The organism is Nguyenibacter vanlangensis, from assembly GCF_038719015.1.
Lineage (GTDB): Bacteria > Pseudomonadota > Alphaproteobacteria > Acetobacterales > Acetobacteraceae > Gluconacetobacter > Gluconacetobacter vanlangensis.
This window is the reverse complement of record NZ_CP152276.1, coordinates 898,012-913,867: the sequence shown is the minus strand read 5'-3', so window position 1 is coordinate 913,867 and position 15,856 is coordinate 898,012. Positions and strand designations below refer to the sequence as shown.

Genomic DNA, 15,856 nt, shown 5'->3' with positions numbered 1-15,856 from the left:
AAGCGGTAGGACAGTCGCGCCGCACACGGCCCGCGGGCCGGAAGACAGTCGCAGAGGGGGCAGGGACGGGTGAAGCAGGACGGCGCGGGGGTTCATGGCTGGATCGATCGGACCTTTCACATCACGCGTCGGGGGTCGACCGTGGTGCGGGAACTGGTTGCCGGGCTGACCACGTTCGGGGCGATGGCGTATATCATGATCGTCAACCCCGCGATCATGGCGCTGGCCGGGCTGGACCGGCATGACATGATCATGACCACCATCGCCGCCTCGGTCTGCGGGTCGCTGCTGATGGCGGTGATGGCCAACCTGCCGATCGCCCTGGCCCCGGCGATGAGCAGCAACCTGATCTTCGCCCAGGTCGTCGTGGCCCAGATGGGCATCGCGCCGCCGGTCGCCTTCACCATGGTGCTGATCGGTGGCGTGGCCTTCGTGCTTCTGTCGCTGAGCCGGTGGCGGCAGAAGATCGTCATGGGCTTCCCCGTGCCGGTGCGCAACGGCATCCATTGCGCGATCGGCGCCTTCATCGCGCATATCGGCATGGTCAGCGGCGGCCTGGCGGTGGCGGGGGCGCAGGGATTTTCCTTCGGCGCGCTGCGCGACCCCGCCGTACTGCTGGCGACGGCGGGCCTGTTCCTGGCCGGGGCGCTGCGGATGCTGCGCGTGCCGGCGGGGATGCTGCTGTCCATCGTCGTGCTGACGGTGGCGGGCTGCTTCGTCCACCATCCGGACGGTACCGTGGTGACGCATCTGCCGGATCGCTGGATCGAATGGCCGCATTATCCGGCCCATCTGCTGTTCTCGTTCGATTTCCACGGGTTCCTGACCCATATCGGGCTGGTTCTGCCGGTGACGCTCTATTTCTTTCTGGGCGATTTCTTCGATGCGACGGGCACGATGATGGCCGTGACCCGACGGGCCGGGCTGACGGTCGAGGACGGCCAGCCCGTGCTGGGGCGCGCGGCCTTCGCCGCCGACGGCGCGGCCAGCGTGGCCGGGGCGGTGCTGGGGACCTCGACGGTCACGGCCTATCTGGAATCGCTGGTGGGGGTCGAGGCCGGCGGCCGGACCGGGCTGGTCGGGGTGACCGCCGCCGTGCTGTTCCTGGCCGCGTCGGTGCTGTGGCCGATCATCACCGCGGTGCCCGCGCTGGCGACGGCGCCGGTACTGGTCCTGGTGGGGCTGGGCATGCTGTCCGACATGGGCAAGGCCGATGACGGCGAACCGGGCGGCGTGCTGGCGCCGCTGCTGATGGTGCTGGTGACCGTGATGACCGGCAATTTCATGGTCAGCCTGGCGCTGGGCCTGCTGCTGTATACCGCGCTGGCGGTGGCCGCGCGCCGCTGGTCGGAGGTGACGCCGATCCTGCTGGCGCTGGATGCGGTGTTCGTCGTCTATCTGGTGCTGGCCAGCGGCATGGGGGGGCATTCGTGATGGCGCGCGCGGCGGGCAGGCCGGGGACCGGTTTCGCGGTCGGGGTCATGGTCGCGATTGGGGTCGCGATCGGGGTCGGGGCGGCGGGGCCGGCGCGGGCCGGGGACCGGGATTGGCCCGACACGGCGCAGTCTCGCCTGGCGCTGCAGGCCCTGGTGGAGGGGCTGGACGCGCGGCTGCTGTCGCATCCCAGCGCGACCCTGACGCTGGAGGGCTGGTGCCGCGAGCACGGGCTGGCCGCCGTGCCCCGCGTCGTGGCGCGGCGGGTGCCGGGCGTCTTTCGTTCCGCCAGCGCCGCCCAGCGGCAGGAACTGGCGGTCGGGCCCGACGAGCCGGTCGCCTATCGCCGGGTGGAACTGGCCTGCGGGTCGCGTGTGCTGTCGGTGGCCGATAACTGGTACGTGCCCGCGCGGCTGACCCCGGCGATGAACGCGCTGCTGGAACGGACCGACACCGCGTTCGGCCATGCGGTGGCCGACCTGCATTTCACCCGCCGCACCCTGGACAGCACGAGGCTGTTCGCGCCGCTGCCGGACGGTTGGGAAATGCACAGGCTGCCGCCGGCGGAACAGGGCCGGATCGTCATCCCCGCCACGATCCTGCGCCATCGCGCGTTGTTGTATCGCCAGGACGGGATGCCGTTCAGCCAGGTGGTCGAAACCTATACCGCCGCCATGCTGGATTTTCCGCCGCCGCGCTGAGCGCGCCGGGGGTATAAGGGGGGCATAAGGGGGGGTATAAGGAGGAACGCGGACATGTCGAACGGGGACGTCGAGCCGGACTGGCTGGTCTGGGGGCGCGAGATCCAGGCGATCGCGCAGACCGGCCTGGCCTTCACCCGCGATCCCTATGATCGCGAGCGCTACGAGATGCTGCGGGCGCTGGCCGCGCGCGTCATGGCGGCCCATACCGGTGCCCCGGTCCGGCGGATCGAGGATCTGTTCGCCGCGCAGGAGGGCTATGCCACGCCCAAGGTCGATGTGCGGGCCGCCGTGTTCGACGGGGCCGGGCGTCTGCTGATGGTGCGCGAGACGCTGGATGGGGGACGCTGGACCCTGCCGGGCGGCTGGGCGGACGTGAACGTCACCCCGGCCGAGAGCGCGGTGAAGGAGGTGCGGGAGGAAAGCGGCTATGTCGCGCGGGTGCGCAAGCTGGCCGCGCTGTGGGACCGCACGCGCCAGGGGCATCCCGCCACCCCGTTTTCCTGCGCCAAGCTGTTCTATGTATGCGACCTGGCCGGGGGCGCGCCGGCGACCAGCATCGAGACCTCGGGCGTCGGCTGGTTCGCCCGGGATGCCGTTCCGGCCGACCTGTCGCTGGGGCGCGTGCTGCCGCGGCAGGTCGCGCGCATGTTCGCCCATTACCACGATCCGGCGCTGCCGACGGATTTCGAATAGGCGCCGCGGCGCGGACGTTCGGGCCGCAGGAGATTGAAATCGTGCCTTTCATGGCACATATGCTGCGGCGGTTTTGTGTTTGGAGCGGGATGATTTCAGGGAGCTGAAATCATCCCACCTTAAGTATTTGTTTTGGCAATCATCATCGTGCCTTCGGGCGATTCCGTCCGGAAGCATGATGATCCAGCGGAAAGAGGATGAGATGGTCGAACAGGCGACGACAGGGGGCGAGCAGCATGAATTCAGTGCCGAGGTCGGGCGGCTGCTCGACCTGGTGGTCCATGCGCTTTATTCGGAACGCGAGATCTTCCTGCGCGAACTGGTCGCCAATGCCGCGGACGCCACCGACCGCCGCCGGTTCGAGGCCCTGACCGATGCCGCCCGCACCCTGCCGGAGGATGCCAAGGTCCGCATCGATCCGGAAAAGGATGCGCGCCGCCTGACCATCAGCGATGATGGCGCGGGCATGAGCAAGGAGGAACTGGCGCGCAACCTGGGCACCATCGCGCGGTCGGGCACCCGTGCCTTCGGCCAGGAGCTGGCCAAGCACAAGCCCGAGGAACGGCCGAGCCTGATCGGCCAGTTCGGCGTCGGTTTCTATGCCGCCTTCATGGTGGCGGACCATGTCGACGTCGTGTCGCGCCGCGCCGGCAGCGACGAGGCGTGGCGCTGGTCGTCCGACGGCAAGGGCAGCTTTACGCTGAGCCCCGCGACGCGCGAGCGGCCCGGCACGGATATCGTCCTGCACATCAAGGAGGATGCCGACGAGTTCCTGGATGCCTGGCGCCTAGAAGCGATCGTGCGCAAATGGGCCGACCATATCGCCTGGCCGATCACCATCCGCCGCGACGGCGAGGACAAGACGGCCAATGCCGGCACCGCCCTGTGGCGCAAGCCGCGCGCCGAGCTGACCGAAGAGCAACTGAACGATTTCTACCGGCATGTCAGCCATAATTTCGACACACCGTGGGCGACCCTGCACTGGCATGCCGAGGGCACGCTGGAATTCACCGCCCTGCTGTTCATCCCCGGCAGCCGCCCGTTCGAATTCGGCGAGCAGGTGCGCGACAGCCGGGTGCGGCTGCATGTCCGGCGCATGTTCATTACCGACGAGGCCGGGCTGCTGCCGTCCTGGCTGCGCTTCGTCCAGGGGGTGGTGGACACCGAGGACCTGCCGCTGAACGTATCGCGCGAGATGCTGCAGGCGACCCCGGTGCTGGCCCGCATCCGCAAGGCGGTGACCAACCGGGTGCTGAACGAGTTGCGCAGCCGGGCGAAGGACGCCGAATCCTATGCCGGGTTCTGGGAGAATTTCGGCCCGGTCCTGAAGGAAGGAATCTGGGACGATGCCGAATACCGCACCGACCTGGCCGGGCTGGCCCGCTTCCGGTCCAGCACGCAGGAGGGGCTGACCACGCTGGCCGACTATGTCGCGCGGATGAAGGACGGGCAGGAGGCGATCTATTACCTGACCGGCGACAATGCCGGCACGCTGCCGGCCTCGCCGCAGTTGGAGGGGTTCCGCGCGCGCGGGATCGAGGTGCTGCTGCTGTCCGATCCGGTCGATTCCTTCTGGCCCGACCGGCTGGGCACGTTCGAGGGCAAGGAACTGCGCGGCATCAGCCAGGCCCATGCCGACCTGGACAAGTTCGAGGCGCCGCAGGACGACGCGCCCCGCGCGGACCTCGACGCGTTGCTGCCGGCACTGAAGGCCGCGCTGGGCGAGGCGGTGTCCGAGGTGCGGGGTACCAACCGGCTGGTAGGCAGCGCGGTCGTGCTGTCGGCGTCGGCGCAGGGGCCGGACCTGCAGTTGCAGCGCCTGCTGCGCCGCAGCGGCCAGGCGGTGCCTGACCTGGCGCCGGTGCTGGAGATCAATGCCGCCCATCCGCTGATCCGCGACCTGGCGGCGCGGGTGGCGCGGGGCGAGGCGATCGATGACGTCGCGCTGATCCTGCTGGATGTGGCGCGCATCCAGGACGGCGAGAGCCCCAAGGACCCGGCGGGCTTCGCCAGCCGCCTGACCGCGACCCTGGCCCGGGCCGGCGTCTGATTCGATGGCTTTTCGGGGGGCGGCGCGGTTTTAGGCCGCGCGCCCTTCCATGACTCTCCGGATCGTCCTGGCCGGCGGCTCGCCGAATGTTTCGGCGTAATAGGCCGAAAAGCGCCCGAGATGAAAGAAGCCGCATTCCATCGCGATATGGGATACGCCCCGCCGCGCCAGATCGGGTGCCAGCATGGCGCGTCTGGCGCGGTCCAGGGCCCGCTGGCGCAGCCACGCGCGCGGTGTCATGCCCGTCACCTGTTGGAAGGCGGATCGGAGAATATAGGCCGGGATACCGATCTGCTGCGCAATGGCGGCGACGGAGAGGAACGTTTCGTCGGATTCGTCGATGACGTGGCGAGCCCGGGAGAAAACGCTATATGCGAACGTCCCGCGCAGGGGGGCGGGATCCGCGCCGCGACCGGCATATGACACCATCTCTGAAACGCGGTCGGTCACGAGACCGGGGATAATGGTGTCGAGCTGTCCCGGAGCACGCTGGGCGGTATCCGACGCGGCCGACATCAGCGCCGCGAGCCAGCCCGCCATGTAGGGCGTTTCCGGATAGGCGGATACCGGCATGACGCCACTGAATCGTCGGGGGTCGAATTCCGGCAGCGCCACCCGCTCGATCAGAATATAATAGGCGTGACAATCTTCCTTGCCGACCGCGGTGATTTCATGCCCCCCGACATGGAGGAATGCCTTGTCGTGGCGTTGCTGGCCGTTGATCAACCCGCCGCCGCTGGCGTGGAGCGGCAGCACGATGGCGATGCTGTCCGGTGGGGGACTGGTGGTCTGACCGATGGAGACTTTCATCGTCTCCTCGATGATCGAGATATGCCCGAACGACGCGATCTTGACCGCGCCCTCGAACGCACCTCTCCCCAGTTGCATGTAGCGCTGTTCCCAGCCTGGCAGGGCCGTCTCCTGTTCGGACGCATCGGCGAACCTTTGCATCCTGAAACTCTGTGACATTTTCGCGCCCTTCACCATTTCATATGAGCAACGTATCGAATGCACAATAATTGTGCAATTAAATTTACGAAGCTGGATATTGCCCTCTCACCCGACCTGCTACCCACAAAAAAATGCTGTCGCGGAGAGAGATTTTGATGGGTAAAATGATCACCGCCGGTTCGTGGCTGATGTTCCTGACCCTGTTTCCCGTTGCCGTTCATGCCGATGACGCATCGTTCGTACCCGAAACCGTCTCGGTCAAGACGAGGATATCGCCGGGCCCCAATGTCGTCGTCAACCAGATGGGGATGGCGAGCAGCACGCTGTACATCTATTCGGCGCGGGACCTGACCCTGAAAGGGAGTGTCAGCGGGGGTGGGTGGGGACTGTCCACGCTCTCGCGCGACGGGAATACCGCCTATATGGCGTCCAGCTTCTTCAGCCGTATTACCTATGGAACCGGAGAAGACGTCCTTCAGATCTTCGACGTACCCACCAATACGGTAAAGAAGGAAATCCGCCTTCCATTCAAGATCACGCAATACACTCCCGATGCCGCGCAACTGCGCCTGAGCGCGGATGAAAAGTTCATCTATGTCCAGAACGCGACCCCGGCGACGTCCGTTACCGTCGTCGATCTGGTAAACGACAAGGTTCTGCAGGAAATACCGCAGCCGGGCTGCTATGGCATCTATCCTGCCCTTCAGGGGCATGGTTTTTCCACCATCTGCACCGATGGCAGCTTCATGACGTTCACCCTGGGGGCGGACGGTTCGACCTTTACGTCACGGAGAAGCGAAAAGATCTTCGACGTCGATAGTGACCCGATTTATCTGGCGTCGGCGCGGGCGGGCGGGGACCTGCTGTTCATTTCCTACAACGCCAACATATATCGGCTGTCGGACCAGAGCGGCGTGATCAGGACCGTCAGCGTTACCAGCCTGACGCGGGGGATTCCCGGCAACTGGGGCACTTCGGGCTATGGTGTCCTCGGCTACAACGCAGCCGACAATGTTCTGTTCGTCCCGATGTATCCCAATCATCATGAGGGTACGCATCATCGTGGCGGCAAGCAGATCTGGGCCTATGACCTGACGCGCAGGACGCTGCTTTCGCGCTCTCCGGTGGACGATATTTCAACGATCGCCGTCAGCTCGGGAGAAAAGCCGGTTCTCTACGGCCTGAATATGGAAAAGAACCTCATAGGGGAATATGCCGTCGATAAAAATCACGGTTTCTCCCTCAGCAAGACGGCCGAGCATACGGATTTCGGTTTCGCCACGATGATCATGGGCGATCTGTAATGCATGCCGGCGCCCCATCGGACCTGTCGCTCTCTCTCGTTGTCTTCATTCTGCTCGTCTTCCTGCGGGCGGGTGGGCACAAGCTCTTCGACTTTGCCGTATTCACCGGTTATGTCGCGGATTACCGGATCATTCCAGAACGGTTTCTGTCTGTCGCCTGCGGCGTGCTCGTAGTGGCTGAACTGCTGGTGGTTCTGCTTCAGGTCGTCCCTGGCGGCCGGATTTTCGGACTGGCTCTGGGCGGCGGATTGCTGACGGCCTACGCCTTCGGCATGGCGGTCAATATCGTTCGTGGACATACCGATATCGAATGCGGATGTGGCGGCGCGGTCCAGCGTCTGTCCTGGTCGTTGGTCATTCGAAATTGTCTTCTTATGGCAATCATCGGCGTCGCGATGGCGTATCCATCGCATGGATTTGACGCTTTCAGTTCCGGAATCGCCGTTCTCAGCGGAGTCTCGTTCTGGATCGTGTTCCTGCTCGCAGAGCAGATTCTTGCCAATTCATCATTGGCCCGTCTTACGCGGCAAGACGGCGGATTCGTGAGAACCTGATATGACGCTTATCATTTTCATCCTGGCGGTCATCGTCCTTCTTCTGGTGGCGCTCGCGCTCTGCCTGCTCGCGCTGGGTCGGCAGGTGGGTATTCTGTTCGAACGCATTGCGCCCATGGGCGCGCTGGTGAACGATTCGGGTCCTGCCGTCGGCCAGCAGTCACCCCCTTTCACCCTTGCCAGCCTGACGGGCGGCACGGCCGCCATCGGGCGTGGAACAACGCGCGCGACGCTGGTGTTCTTTCTGTCTCCGACCTGTCCCGTCTGCAAGAAGTTGCTTCCTATCATCCAGTCGATCCGCAAGGCCGAAGGCAATTGGCTGGACGTGGTGCTGGCCAGCGACGGAGAGCGCGCGCAGCACGCGCGGTTCATCGAGAAAGCCGGCCTGGAGAGCTACCCTTATGTGGTCTCGGCCGAGCTTGGGATCGCCTATCGGGTCGCGCGTCTTCCGTACGCGGTCCTGCTCGACCGGGACGGCATCATTCGTGCCAAGGGGCTGATCAACAGCCGTGAACAGTTCGACAGCCTGTTCAACGCATTCGAGATGAAATTCGGCTCTATCCAGTCCTATCTCGACGCGCAACCGGCGGCATAGAAACAAGAATTTTCAGAACCGTATCCCCTGTCACAGTCCATGATCTGAAACATGAAAGGAGTTCCACCGGATGGCCAAGCGGGTCGATAATTGGGTTGAATGGATGGATGGCCTGGCCGAGGCCGGCATGCGCCGTATCGCCAGCATGTCCGGGCGCCGCAGTCTGCTCCACAAGGCGGGGACAATCTTCGTCGGCGGCGCGATCCTGCCGATGCTGCCCTATGACAATTCAAACGGCGTGTCCCATGCCGCGGAACCGCAGGCGGGCGGCACGATTCCCGACGATTGCCAGTATTGGCGCTATTGCTCGCTGCATGGCGGGCTTTGCAGCAAATGCGGCGGCAGCGTGACCCAGTGTCCGCCGGGAACCACGCCGTCGAAGGTGGCCTGGGTCGGCACGTGCCGCAACCCCAGGGACAACAAGGATTATCTTGTTTCATACAATGATTGTTGCGGGAAGGCGGGCCAATGCGGGGATAGCTGCACGCGGCAGGAGCGCGACCGTCCGGGCTATCGCATGGGCCTGGCCAGTGAATCGAGCTGGTGTGTCGCCAACGGTCAGCAGGGGGTCCATTGCACGGTCGCCATCGTCGTCGGGCTGGCGGAATGAGAACGCGCTTTCTCTCCGCGATGATCGCGATCGCGTCGTCATCGCCGGCCTTCGCCGGCGATGAGGGGAAGGCGCTCTATCTCGAGACGTGTTCGGGTTGCCACCAGGCGTCGGGACAGGGGCAGCCGGGTCTCGCGCCGCCGCTGTCCGATCGCGCATTATGGGGCGGGCTGGGCGATGCGAAGGCGCGCTATATCGCCGCGGTCATGCTGAGCGGCCTGAACGGAACGATCGACGCGCAGGGCAATCGATATGAGGGTCTCGCCATGCCGCCGCAATCGCAGTTGAGCGACGGGCAATTGGCATCCGTCGCGACCTATGTCCTTGACGGCCTGAATGGCGCGGACGCGCATGTGGCGGCCGATCTGCTTGCAGCCCTTCGTCGGAAGCCGCTGTCCCATTCGGAGATCAGGGCAATGCGTGCGGCCGCGGTCAAATGAGACGCCAATCCGTCCTTCTGGCCGCGATCCTGCTTTTTTCGGGCAACGCGCTGGCGGAACCGTCGGCGCGCACGCGCTATCTGCTGAAATGTTCCGGCTGCCATCTTCCCGACGGATCGGGAGAAATATCCGGTGGAATTCCGAATTTCGTCGGGCAGGTCGGCGTATTCGCGGATCTTCCGGAGGGGCGAGCCTATCTGATGCATGTTCCGGGCGTGATCGGGTCGAGCCTGGATGACAGGGAAATCGCGGAGGTCATGAATTATATCATGAAGAGTTTCGCGGGTGCATCGCTGGGGCGGGATTACAGATCGTTCTCTCCGCAGGAAGTTTCCGCGCTTCGGAAAGAAGATATCGGAAACCTGGTGGAATACAGGCGAAAATTGGCGGCGCTGCTGAAGCGGCGCGGCGTCACGCTTCCCGCCTATCCCTGGCCGTAGGACGCCATCAGTCCGCAGACCGGCAGCGTTGCCCGTTACGGACTGACGGCATGGGCGATCGTGCAGGCATCACGCTTGAATCGGATTACGTATTCAGGAAAACAATGATGAAGAAGTCGTTTTTTCTTACCTCTTGTGTGACGTCCGGCCGATCTGCGCGAATGGACGAACACGGAATTGTCGCGCGCCCTGGTCGCGGCCTTGCCCGAAACAGGGAGCTCGGCCGGCCAGCGCCGCTCGGCCTTGCGTTTCTGCTTACGGCATCCGTCAGCCTGTCGGCCTTTGCCGCCGATCATGATGTCGTGAGACCGTATCAGAAGCGGGCCCATAGCCAGGCGCGTGCCCATCCTGTCCGGCGCGCCGTCTCCTCGCCCGCGGCGGAGAGCATATCGCCCAAGGATGAGACGATCCAGGTCAGTGCGTCCCGTTTCCGGTCGCATGGCGCGGAGGCGATGGTCACGCGGCGCGTCATGGACCAGTTCGTGTCGGGAACCAGTCCGCTGAAGATCCTCGCGGCCACGACCCCGGGGGTGACGTTTGCCTCGGACGACGCTTTCGGCCTCGATACCGCCGCCAATACGCTTTATATTCGCGGCTTCGACCAAAGCCAGATTGCGGGAACGCTTGATGGAATTCCCATGGGTGACCAGGGATTTCTTCAGTATAACGGATTGAGCGTGGACCAGGCCGCGATTCAGGACAATATCGTGGCCATGAGCGTGTCGCAGGGCGGCGGCGCGGTCGATGTGCCGTCGTTGCAGAATCTGGGCGGGGCTATCCAGTTCCATACGGCCGATCCGGATGACCGGATGGGGGGACGCGCCACGCAGATGTTCGGAAGCAATAATGCCGTCCGGACCTTCGTGCGCCTCGACAGTGGAAAGCTCAACGCGAGCGGTACCAAGTTTTTCGTGTCCATGGCCCGGACGGACAATGACAAATGGAAAGGGTATGGCAGCCAGTTGGAGGAGCAGGTCAACGCAAAACTGGAACAGCCCGTAGGCGATATCGGGACAATTACTGCCCTTTTCAACTGGTCATCGTTCCGTCAGTTTAATTATCTTAATATCGATATGAATATGTTCCGGACGTTCGGGACGAGTCTGGATTACCTCTACCCCAACTATGCGGTTGCCTATAATGCGGCCCTGGGGATCTATCCGGCCGCCTATCAGGCTCTTGGGAATGCGTCCGATGAAGCGAATGCGACCTATCTGGACGGCGCGCAGACCCAGGAAAACGACATCATGGGTCTTATCGGCGATTTTCACCTGACGTCGCGTCTCAGTTCGAAGACTATTCTCTATAGTCAATTGTCAAATGGCGACTATGAAGCGACCCAGCCCTTTGCGTCCCCGAACGGCGCGCCGTTCGCGCAGGTGGATGGCAAGCCCGACATGCGGCGAATCGGATTTACCGAAGCCCTGACTTATGAGATCGGGAGAAATGTCGCGAAAACCGGCATCTGGTACGAGAATAATTCTTTTTCCTTTCCCAACTATCTCTATCAGCAGCCCTTGCTTGGAGAGGGGCCGCCGCGCAATCCGCTCGGCCCGTTCCATGACCCGTTCGCCGAGGAACTGGATGACCGGTTCAATTCCAACACGTTTCAGTACTATTTGCAGGATACCTATGAGATATTTCGGAACCTGCACATTGCCGCGGGATTTCGCTCTGTTCTCCAGACGACATATGGTGGCGCCAAGCAGAACGATCCCGACCTGACCGGGCAGGATGCGCTGCCGGATGGGTCCCTTACGGCGTCCAATGCGTTTCTTCCGCATTTTTCCATCAATTACCGGATCAATCCACATAACGAGCTTTACCTGGACATTGCCGAAAACATGCGCGCGTATACGTACAACCCGTGGTTTCTTGGCAATGGCGGCGCCTGGTCCGTGGGGAATCAACAGCAGTTTCTGGAAAACAGGAATGATATCAAACCGGAGAGAACCTGGAACTATGTCATCGGCTACCGCTATGGAAGCAGGGCTGTGGACGTCACGGCCGATATCTATCATGTCGATTATTATAATCGTCTCTTGAATACCGAAGCGGGCTCGCCTCTTCAGCCGATCAGCACATTCGTCAATGCGGGACGTGAGGAAGTCAATGGCGGAGATGCCTCGGTTACGACCCGCCCCGTTCCCGGTCTGGAAATCCTCAATACGGCCAGTTACACGGACGCCGAGTACCGGGGTGATATCAATTATGAGGGCGCGAATGTCAGTTTGAAGGGTAAAAATCAGGTCGCGTATCCTCGGTTTATTTATAAAGCCAATGCGTCGTACACCTACGGGACGTTTCAGGTGAATTTCAATGCGACGTATACCGGCAGACGCCCGCTTTCCTATGTCAATGATGTTTATGTGCCGTCCTACTGGGTGGCGGGTCTTTCCGGTACCTATGGTTTCGGGCGTATCGGCTTCGCCCGGCATGTCCAGGTCAGTTTTGGCGTCACCAACCTGTTCAATTCCGCCTATGTCGGTGGATTGGGCATTTCCGGTTTCCCCGTTTCCGGCGATTATCCGACGCTGTTCATCGGGGCGCCGAGACAATATTTCGGAACGGTTTCCGCCCAGTTCTAGAGCATTTCCGCTGAACACCGGTTCAACGGAAATGCTCTATGTTGTTATTTTATCGAGCATCTTCACCCGTTCAAACGATTCCGTTTGAACGGGATCTGCTCTAGCGCCGGTGCCGGCTGACGATATCTGCCTGCCGGCACGGGTTTTGCCGCGGCGCATCCGGGGTTTTTCCTGGCAGCGTGCCGTCCGTTGGGGTATGGTTTTCGGCGATGGTACGCCCGGCACAGGCGGACGGAGCCTTGCGGCCGTCTCGCCTTGCTTAGTGCGGGGTTGAAAACCGAGGGCGCCGGTGCTTCCCTGCGCGGCTTTCCAGATCAACGGAACTCGGCGGCATGAAGATCGGCAACGTACCCTATCGCAGCGTGTGGGTGGATCAGCAGGATGGCTGGTCGGTCCATATTTTCGACCAGACCCGCCTGCCGTGGGAGCTGGACATCCTGCGCCTGACCGAACGGGACCAGGTGGCCCGCGCCATCGTGACGATGCAGGTACGCGGCGCGCCGCTGATCGGCGCGGTCGCGGCCTATGGCCTGGCGCTGGCGCTGCGCGCCGATGCCGGCGACGCGGCCATGGAGCGTGACGCGGCGCTGCTGGCCGGGACGCGCCCGACGGCGATCAACCTGCGCTGGGCGATCGAGCGCATGCTGGCGCGGCTGCGCCCGCTGCCCGCCGCCGAACGCGTCGCCGCTGCCTATGACGAGGCAGGGTGGATCTGCGACGAGGATGCTGCGCAGAACGAGGCCATCGGCCGCCACGGGCTGCGCCTGATCCAGGAGATTGCGGCGCGCCGGGGGGCGGACGGGGTGGTCAACATCCTGACCCATTGCAATGCCGGCTGGATCGCCACCGTCGATTGGGGCACCGCGCTGGCGCCGATCTATATGGCGCACGATGCCGGGCTGAAGGTGCATGTCTGGGTCGACGAGACGCGTCCGCGCAACCAGGGTGCGTCGCTGACGGCGTGGGAACTGGGCAGCCACGGCGTGCCCCATACGGTGGTCGCGGACAATGCCGGCGGGCACCTGATGCAGCATGGCATGGTCGACATGGTGATCGTCGGCACCGACCGCGTGACCCGCAGCGGCGACGTGGCGAACAAGATCGGCACCTATCTGAAGGCGCTGGCCGCGCATGACAATGACGTGCCCTTCTGGGTGGCGCTGCCGTCGACGACGATCGACTGGCGGGTGCAAGATGGGTTGGCCGAGATTCCGATCGAGGAACGCGGCGGCGCGGAGGTGACGACGATTACCGGGCGGACGGCGGACGGACGGATCGAGACCGTGCAATTGACGCCCCCGGGCAGCGGGGCGGCCAATCCGGCGTTCGACGTGACCCCGGCGCGGCTGGTGACCGGGCTGATCACCGAGCGGGGCTGCTGCGATGCCTCGCAGGACGGGCTGGCCGGCCTGTTTCCGGAACAGGCGTAACGAGGCCGGCATAACGGGCAGGCATGGCGGGACGGAAGCCGGTCCGGCCTTGACAGGGGGCGCCGGGCCCGGCTTCCTCCGCCTTCGTCCGGACGGGGTGCGGTGCGCCCCGTCTTTGATCAGGTGACACAGGATAAGACCATGCACGCGTACCGTACCCATAGCTGCGCCGCCCTTCGGGCCAGCGATGCCGGGCAGACCGCCCGCCTCTCGGGCTGGGTGCACAGCAAGCGCGATCATGGCGGCCTGCTGTTCATCGACCTGCGCGATCATTTCGGCATCACCCAGATCGTGATTCCCGCCGGATCGCCGGTGCTGGACGTCGTGGAGCGGGCGCGCGTCGAGAGCGTGCTGACGATCACGGGCGAGGTCGTGCTGCGCGATGCGGCGACCCGGAACCCCAACCTGCCGACCGGCGAGATCGAGCTGCGCGCGCGCGCGGTCGAGATCCAGTCGGCGGCCGAAGTACTGCCCTTTCAGGTCGCGGGACATGAGCATTATCCCGAGGATCTGCGCCTGACCTATCGCTATCTCGACCTGCGGCGCGAGAAGGTGCATCGCAACATGATGCTGCGGGCCCAGGTGATCGCCAGCCTGCGCCGCCGCATGACCGAGCAGGGCTTCGTCGAGTTCCAGACGCCGATCCTGACCGCGTCCTCGCCCGAGGGGGCGCGCGACTTCCTGGTGCCGGCGCGCATGCATCCGGGCAAGTTCTATGCGCTGCCGCAGGCGCCGCAGCAATTCAAGCAGCTTGCGATGGTCGCGGGCTTCGACCGGTATTTTCAGATCGCGCCCTGTTTCCGCGACGAGGCGGCGCGCGCCGACCGGTCGCCGGGCGAGTTCTACCAGCTTGATTTCGAAATGGCGTTCGCGACGCAGGAAGACGTGTTCGCGACGCTGGAGCCGGTGATGGAGGGCGTGTTCCGCGAGTTCGGCGGCGGGCGCACCGTCAGCGCGGCGCCGTTCGAGCGGATTCCCTATGCCACGGCGATGAAGCTTTATGGCAGTGACAAGCCCGACCTGCGCAACCCGCTGCTGATCTCGGACGTCACCGAGGCGTTCGCCGAGTCCGGTTTCGGCCTGTTCGCGCGCATCGTCGGCGACGGCGGCGCGGTGCGGGCGATCCCCGCCCCGGGGGCCGGCGATCGTCCGCGCGCCTTCTATGACAAGCTGAATGCCTGGGCGCGCGAGGCCGGGGCGGGCGGCCTGGGCTACATCATCTTCGACGCGGAGGGCGGCAAGGGGCCGATCGCCAAGAACCTGGAGCCCGAGCGCGTCGCGGCGATTCGCGAGGCGACGGGGCTGGCGGACGGCGACGCGGTGTTCTTCGCCGCCGGCAAGGGCGACGAGGTGGTGAAATTCTCGGGCCAGGTGCGGACCCGAATCGCCACCGAGCTGGACCTGATCGAGACGGATGCGTTCCGCTTCTGCTGGATCACCGATTTCCCGATGTACGAGCGCAACGAGGAAACCGGCCAGATCGATTTCTCGCACAACCCGTTCTCGATGCCGCAGGGGGGGCTGGAGGCGCTGAACGGCCAGGATCCGCTGACGATCACCGCCTATCAGTACGACATCGTGTGCAACGGCGTCGAACTGTCCTCGGGCGCGATCCGCAACCATCGTCCGGATGTGATGATCCGCGCCTTCGAGATCGCCGGCTATCCCGCCAGCGAGGTCGAGGCCCGGTTCGGCGGCATGCTGAATGCCTTCCGCTATGGTGCGCCGCCGCATGGCGGGTCGGCGCCGGGCGTGGACCGGATCGTCATGCTGCTGGCGGACGAGCCGAATATCCGCGAGGTCATTCTCTTTCCGTTGAACCAGCAGGGCGAGGACCTGATGATGGGCGCGCCGGCGCCGGTGCCGCCCGAGCGGCTGAAGGAATTGTCGCTGGCGCTGGACCTGCCGCGCCCCAAGCCGGCCGCGTCCAAGGGTGGCCAGGGGAGCGATGCGCAGGTGAGCCCCGTGAAGGCGAGCCCCGTGAAGGCGAGTGGCGGGAAGGCGGGCGAATAGGCGCGCTGCGTGATGTCCGGCGCGGGGGTGGGGGGCATTGCGCTGTTGCA

General features: G+C 64.2%; 14 protein-coding genes. 13 read left to right on the top strand and 1 reads right to left on the bottom strand.

The genetic code is table 11. The annotated features are described in order from the left end of the window. Positions 1-69: 69 nt before the first annotated feature. The 4 genes from AAC691_RS04250 to htpG all read left to right on the top strand — a co-directional run bounded on the left by AAC691_RS04250 (position 70) and on the right by htpG (position 4,881). A complete protein-coding gene (locus AAC691_RS04250) occupies positions 70-1,434 on the top strand; it encodes an NCS2 family permease (RefSeq protein ID WP_342629057.1) in 1,365 nt (454 codons plus the stop codon). Continuing rightward, the gene (locus AAC691_RS04245) at positions 1,434-2,135 is read left to right on the top strand and encodes a hypothetical protein (protein ID WP_342630143.1); all 702 of its coding nucleotides are present in this window, start codon (positions 1,434-1,436) and stop codon (positions 2,133-2,135) included. Before AAC691_RS04250 ends, AAC691_RS04245 begins: the two co-directional genes overlap by 1 nt. A 54-nt stretch (positions 2,136-2,189) precedes the next feature. Next, positions 2,190-2,831 carry an NUDIX hydrolase gene (locus AAC691_RS04240; RefSeq protein ID WP_176640827.1) on the top strand — a complete coding sequence of 214 codons (642 nt, stop codon included), beginning with the start codon at positions 2,190-2,192 and terminating at the stop codon, positions 2,829-2,831. 202 nt (positions 2,832-3,033) lie between these two features. Continuing rightward, on the top strand, positions 3,034-4,881 hold the full coding sequence (gene htpG / locus AAC691_RS04235; RefSeq protein ID WP_408904678.1) for a molecular chaperone HtpG: 1,848 nt from the start codon (positions 3,034-3,036) through the stop codon (positions 4,879-4,881). A gap of 30 nt (positions 4,882-4,911) precedes the next feature. Here the strand turns inward: htpG and AAC691_RS04230 are convergent, their stop codons facing one another. Next, a complete protein-coding gene (locus AAC691_RS04230) occupies positions 4,912-5,832 on the bottom strand; it encodes a helix-turn-helix transcriptional regulator (protein WP_342629056.1) in 921 nt (306 codons plus the stop codon). Between the two features lie 164 nt (positions 5,833-5,996). Between AAC691_RS04230 and AAC691_RS04225 the strand changes: the two genes are divergently transcribed. From AAC691_RS04225 to aspS, 9 genes are all read left to right on the top strand, one after another. Next, on the top strand, positions 5,997-7,136 hold the full coding sequence (locus tag AAC691_RS04225; protein WP_342629055.1) for an amine dehydrogenase large subunit: 1,140 nt from the start codon (positions 5,997-5,999) through the stop codon (positions 7,134-7,136). Continuing rightward, a complete protein-coding gene (locus AAC691_RS04220; protein ID WP_342629054.1) occupies positions 7,136-7,690 on the top strand; it encodes a MauE/DoxX family redox-associated membrane protein in 555 nt (184 codons plus the stop codon). The genes AAC691_RS04225 and AAC691_RS04220 overlap by 1 nt, the downstream gene beginning before the upstream one ends. Position 7,691: 1 nt before the next feature. Beyond that, positions 7,692-8,285 carry a methylamine dehydrogenase accessory protein MauD gene (gene mauD / locus AAC691_RS04215; RefSeq protein WP_342629053.1) on the top strand — a complete coding sequence of 198 codons (594 nt, stop codon included), beginning with the start codon at positions 7,692-7,694 and terminating at the stop codon, positions 8,283-8,285. Between the two features lie 70 nt (positions 8,286-8,355). After that, positions 8,356-8,895, top strand: a complete 540-nt coding sequence (locus tag AAC691_RS04210; RefSeq protein ID WP_176639647.1) for a methylamine dehydrogenase light chain — start codon at positions 8,356-8,358, stop codon at positions 8,893-8,895. Beyond that, complete coding sequence (locus tag AAC691_RS04205) at positions 8,892-9,335, top strand: cytochrome c (protein ID WP_323991314.1); 444 nt, start codon at positions 8,892-8,894, stop codon at positions 9,333-9,335. The genes AAC691_RS04210 and AAC691_RS04205 overlap by 4 nt, the downstream gene beginning before the upstream one ends. After that, on the top strand, positions 9,332-9,775 hold the full coding sequence (locus AAC691_RS04200) for a hypothetical protein (protein ID WP_342629052.1): 444 nt from the start codon (positions 9,332-9,334) through the stop codon (positions 9,773-9,775). Before AAC691_RS04205 ends, AAC691_RS04200 begins: the two co-directional genes overlap by 4 nt. A 50-nt stretch (positions 9,776-9,825) precedes the next feature. Next, positions 9,826-12,363, top strand: a complete 2,538-nt coding sequence (locus tag AAC691_RS04195; protein ID WP_342629051.1) for a TonB-dependent receptor domain-containing protein — start codon at positions 9,826-9,828, stop codon at positions 12,361-12,363. A 332-nt stretch (positions 12,364-12,695) separates the two neighbouring features. Then, positions 12,696-13,793 carry an S-methyl-5-thioribose-1-phosphate isomerase gene (gene mtnA, locus AAC691_RS04190; RefSeq protein ID WP_342629050.1) on the top strand — a complete coding sequence of 366 codons (1,098 nt, stop codon included), beginning with the start codon at positions 12,696-12,698 and terminating at the stop codon, positions 13,791-13,793. 141 nt (positions 13,794-13,934) lie between these two features. After that, positions 13,935-15,806, top strand: a complete 1,872-nt coding sequence (aspS, locus tag AAC691_RS04185; protein ID WP_342629049.1) for an aspartate--tRNA ligase — start codon at positions 13,935-13,937, stop codon at positions 15,804-15,806. The last annotated feature ends 50 nt before the right edge of the window (positions 15,807-15,856 follow it).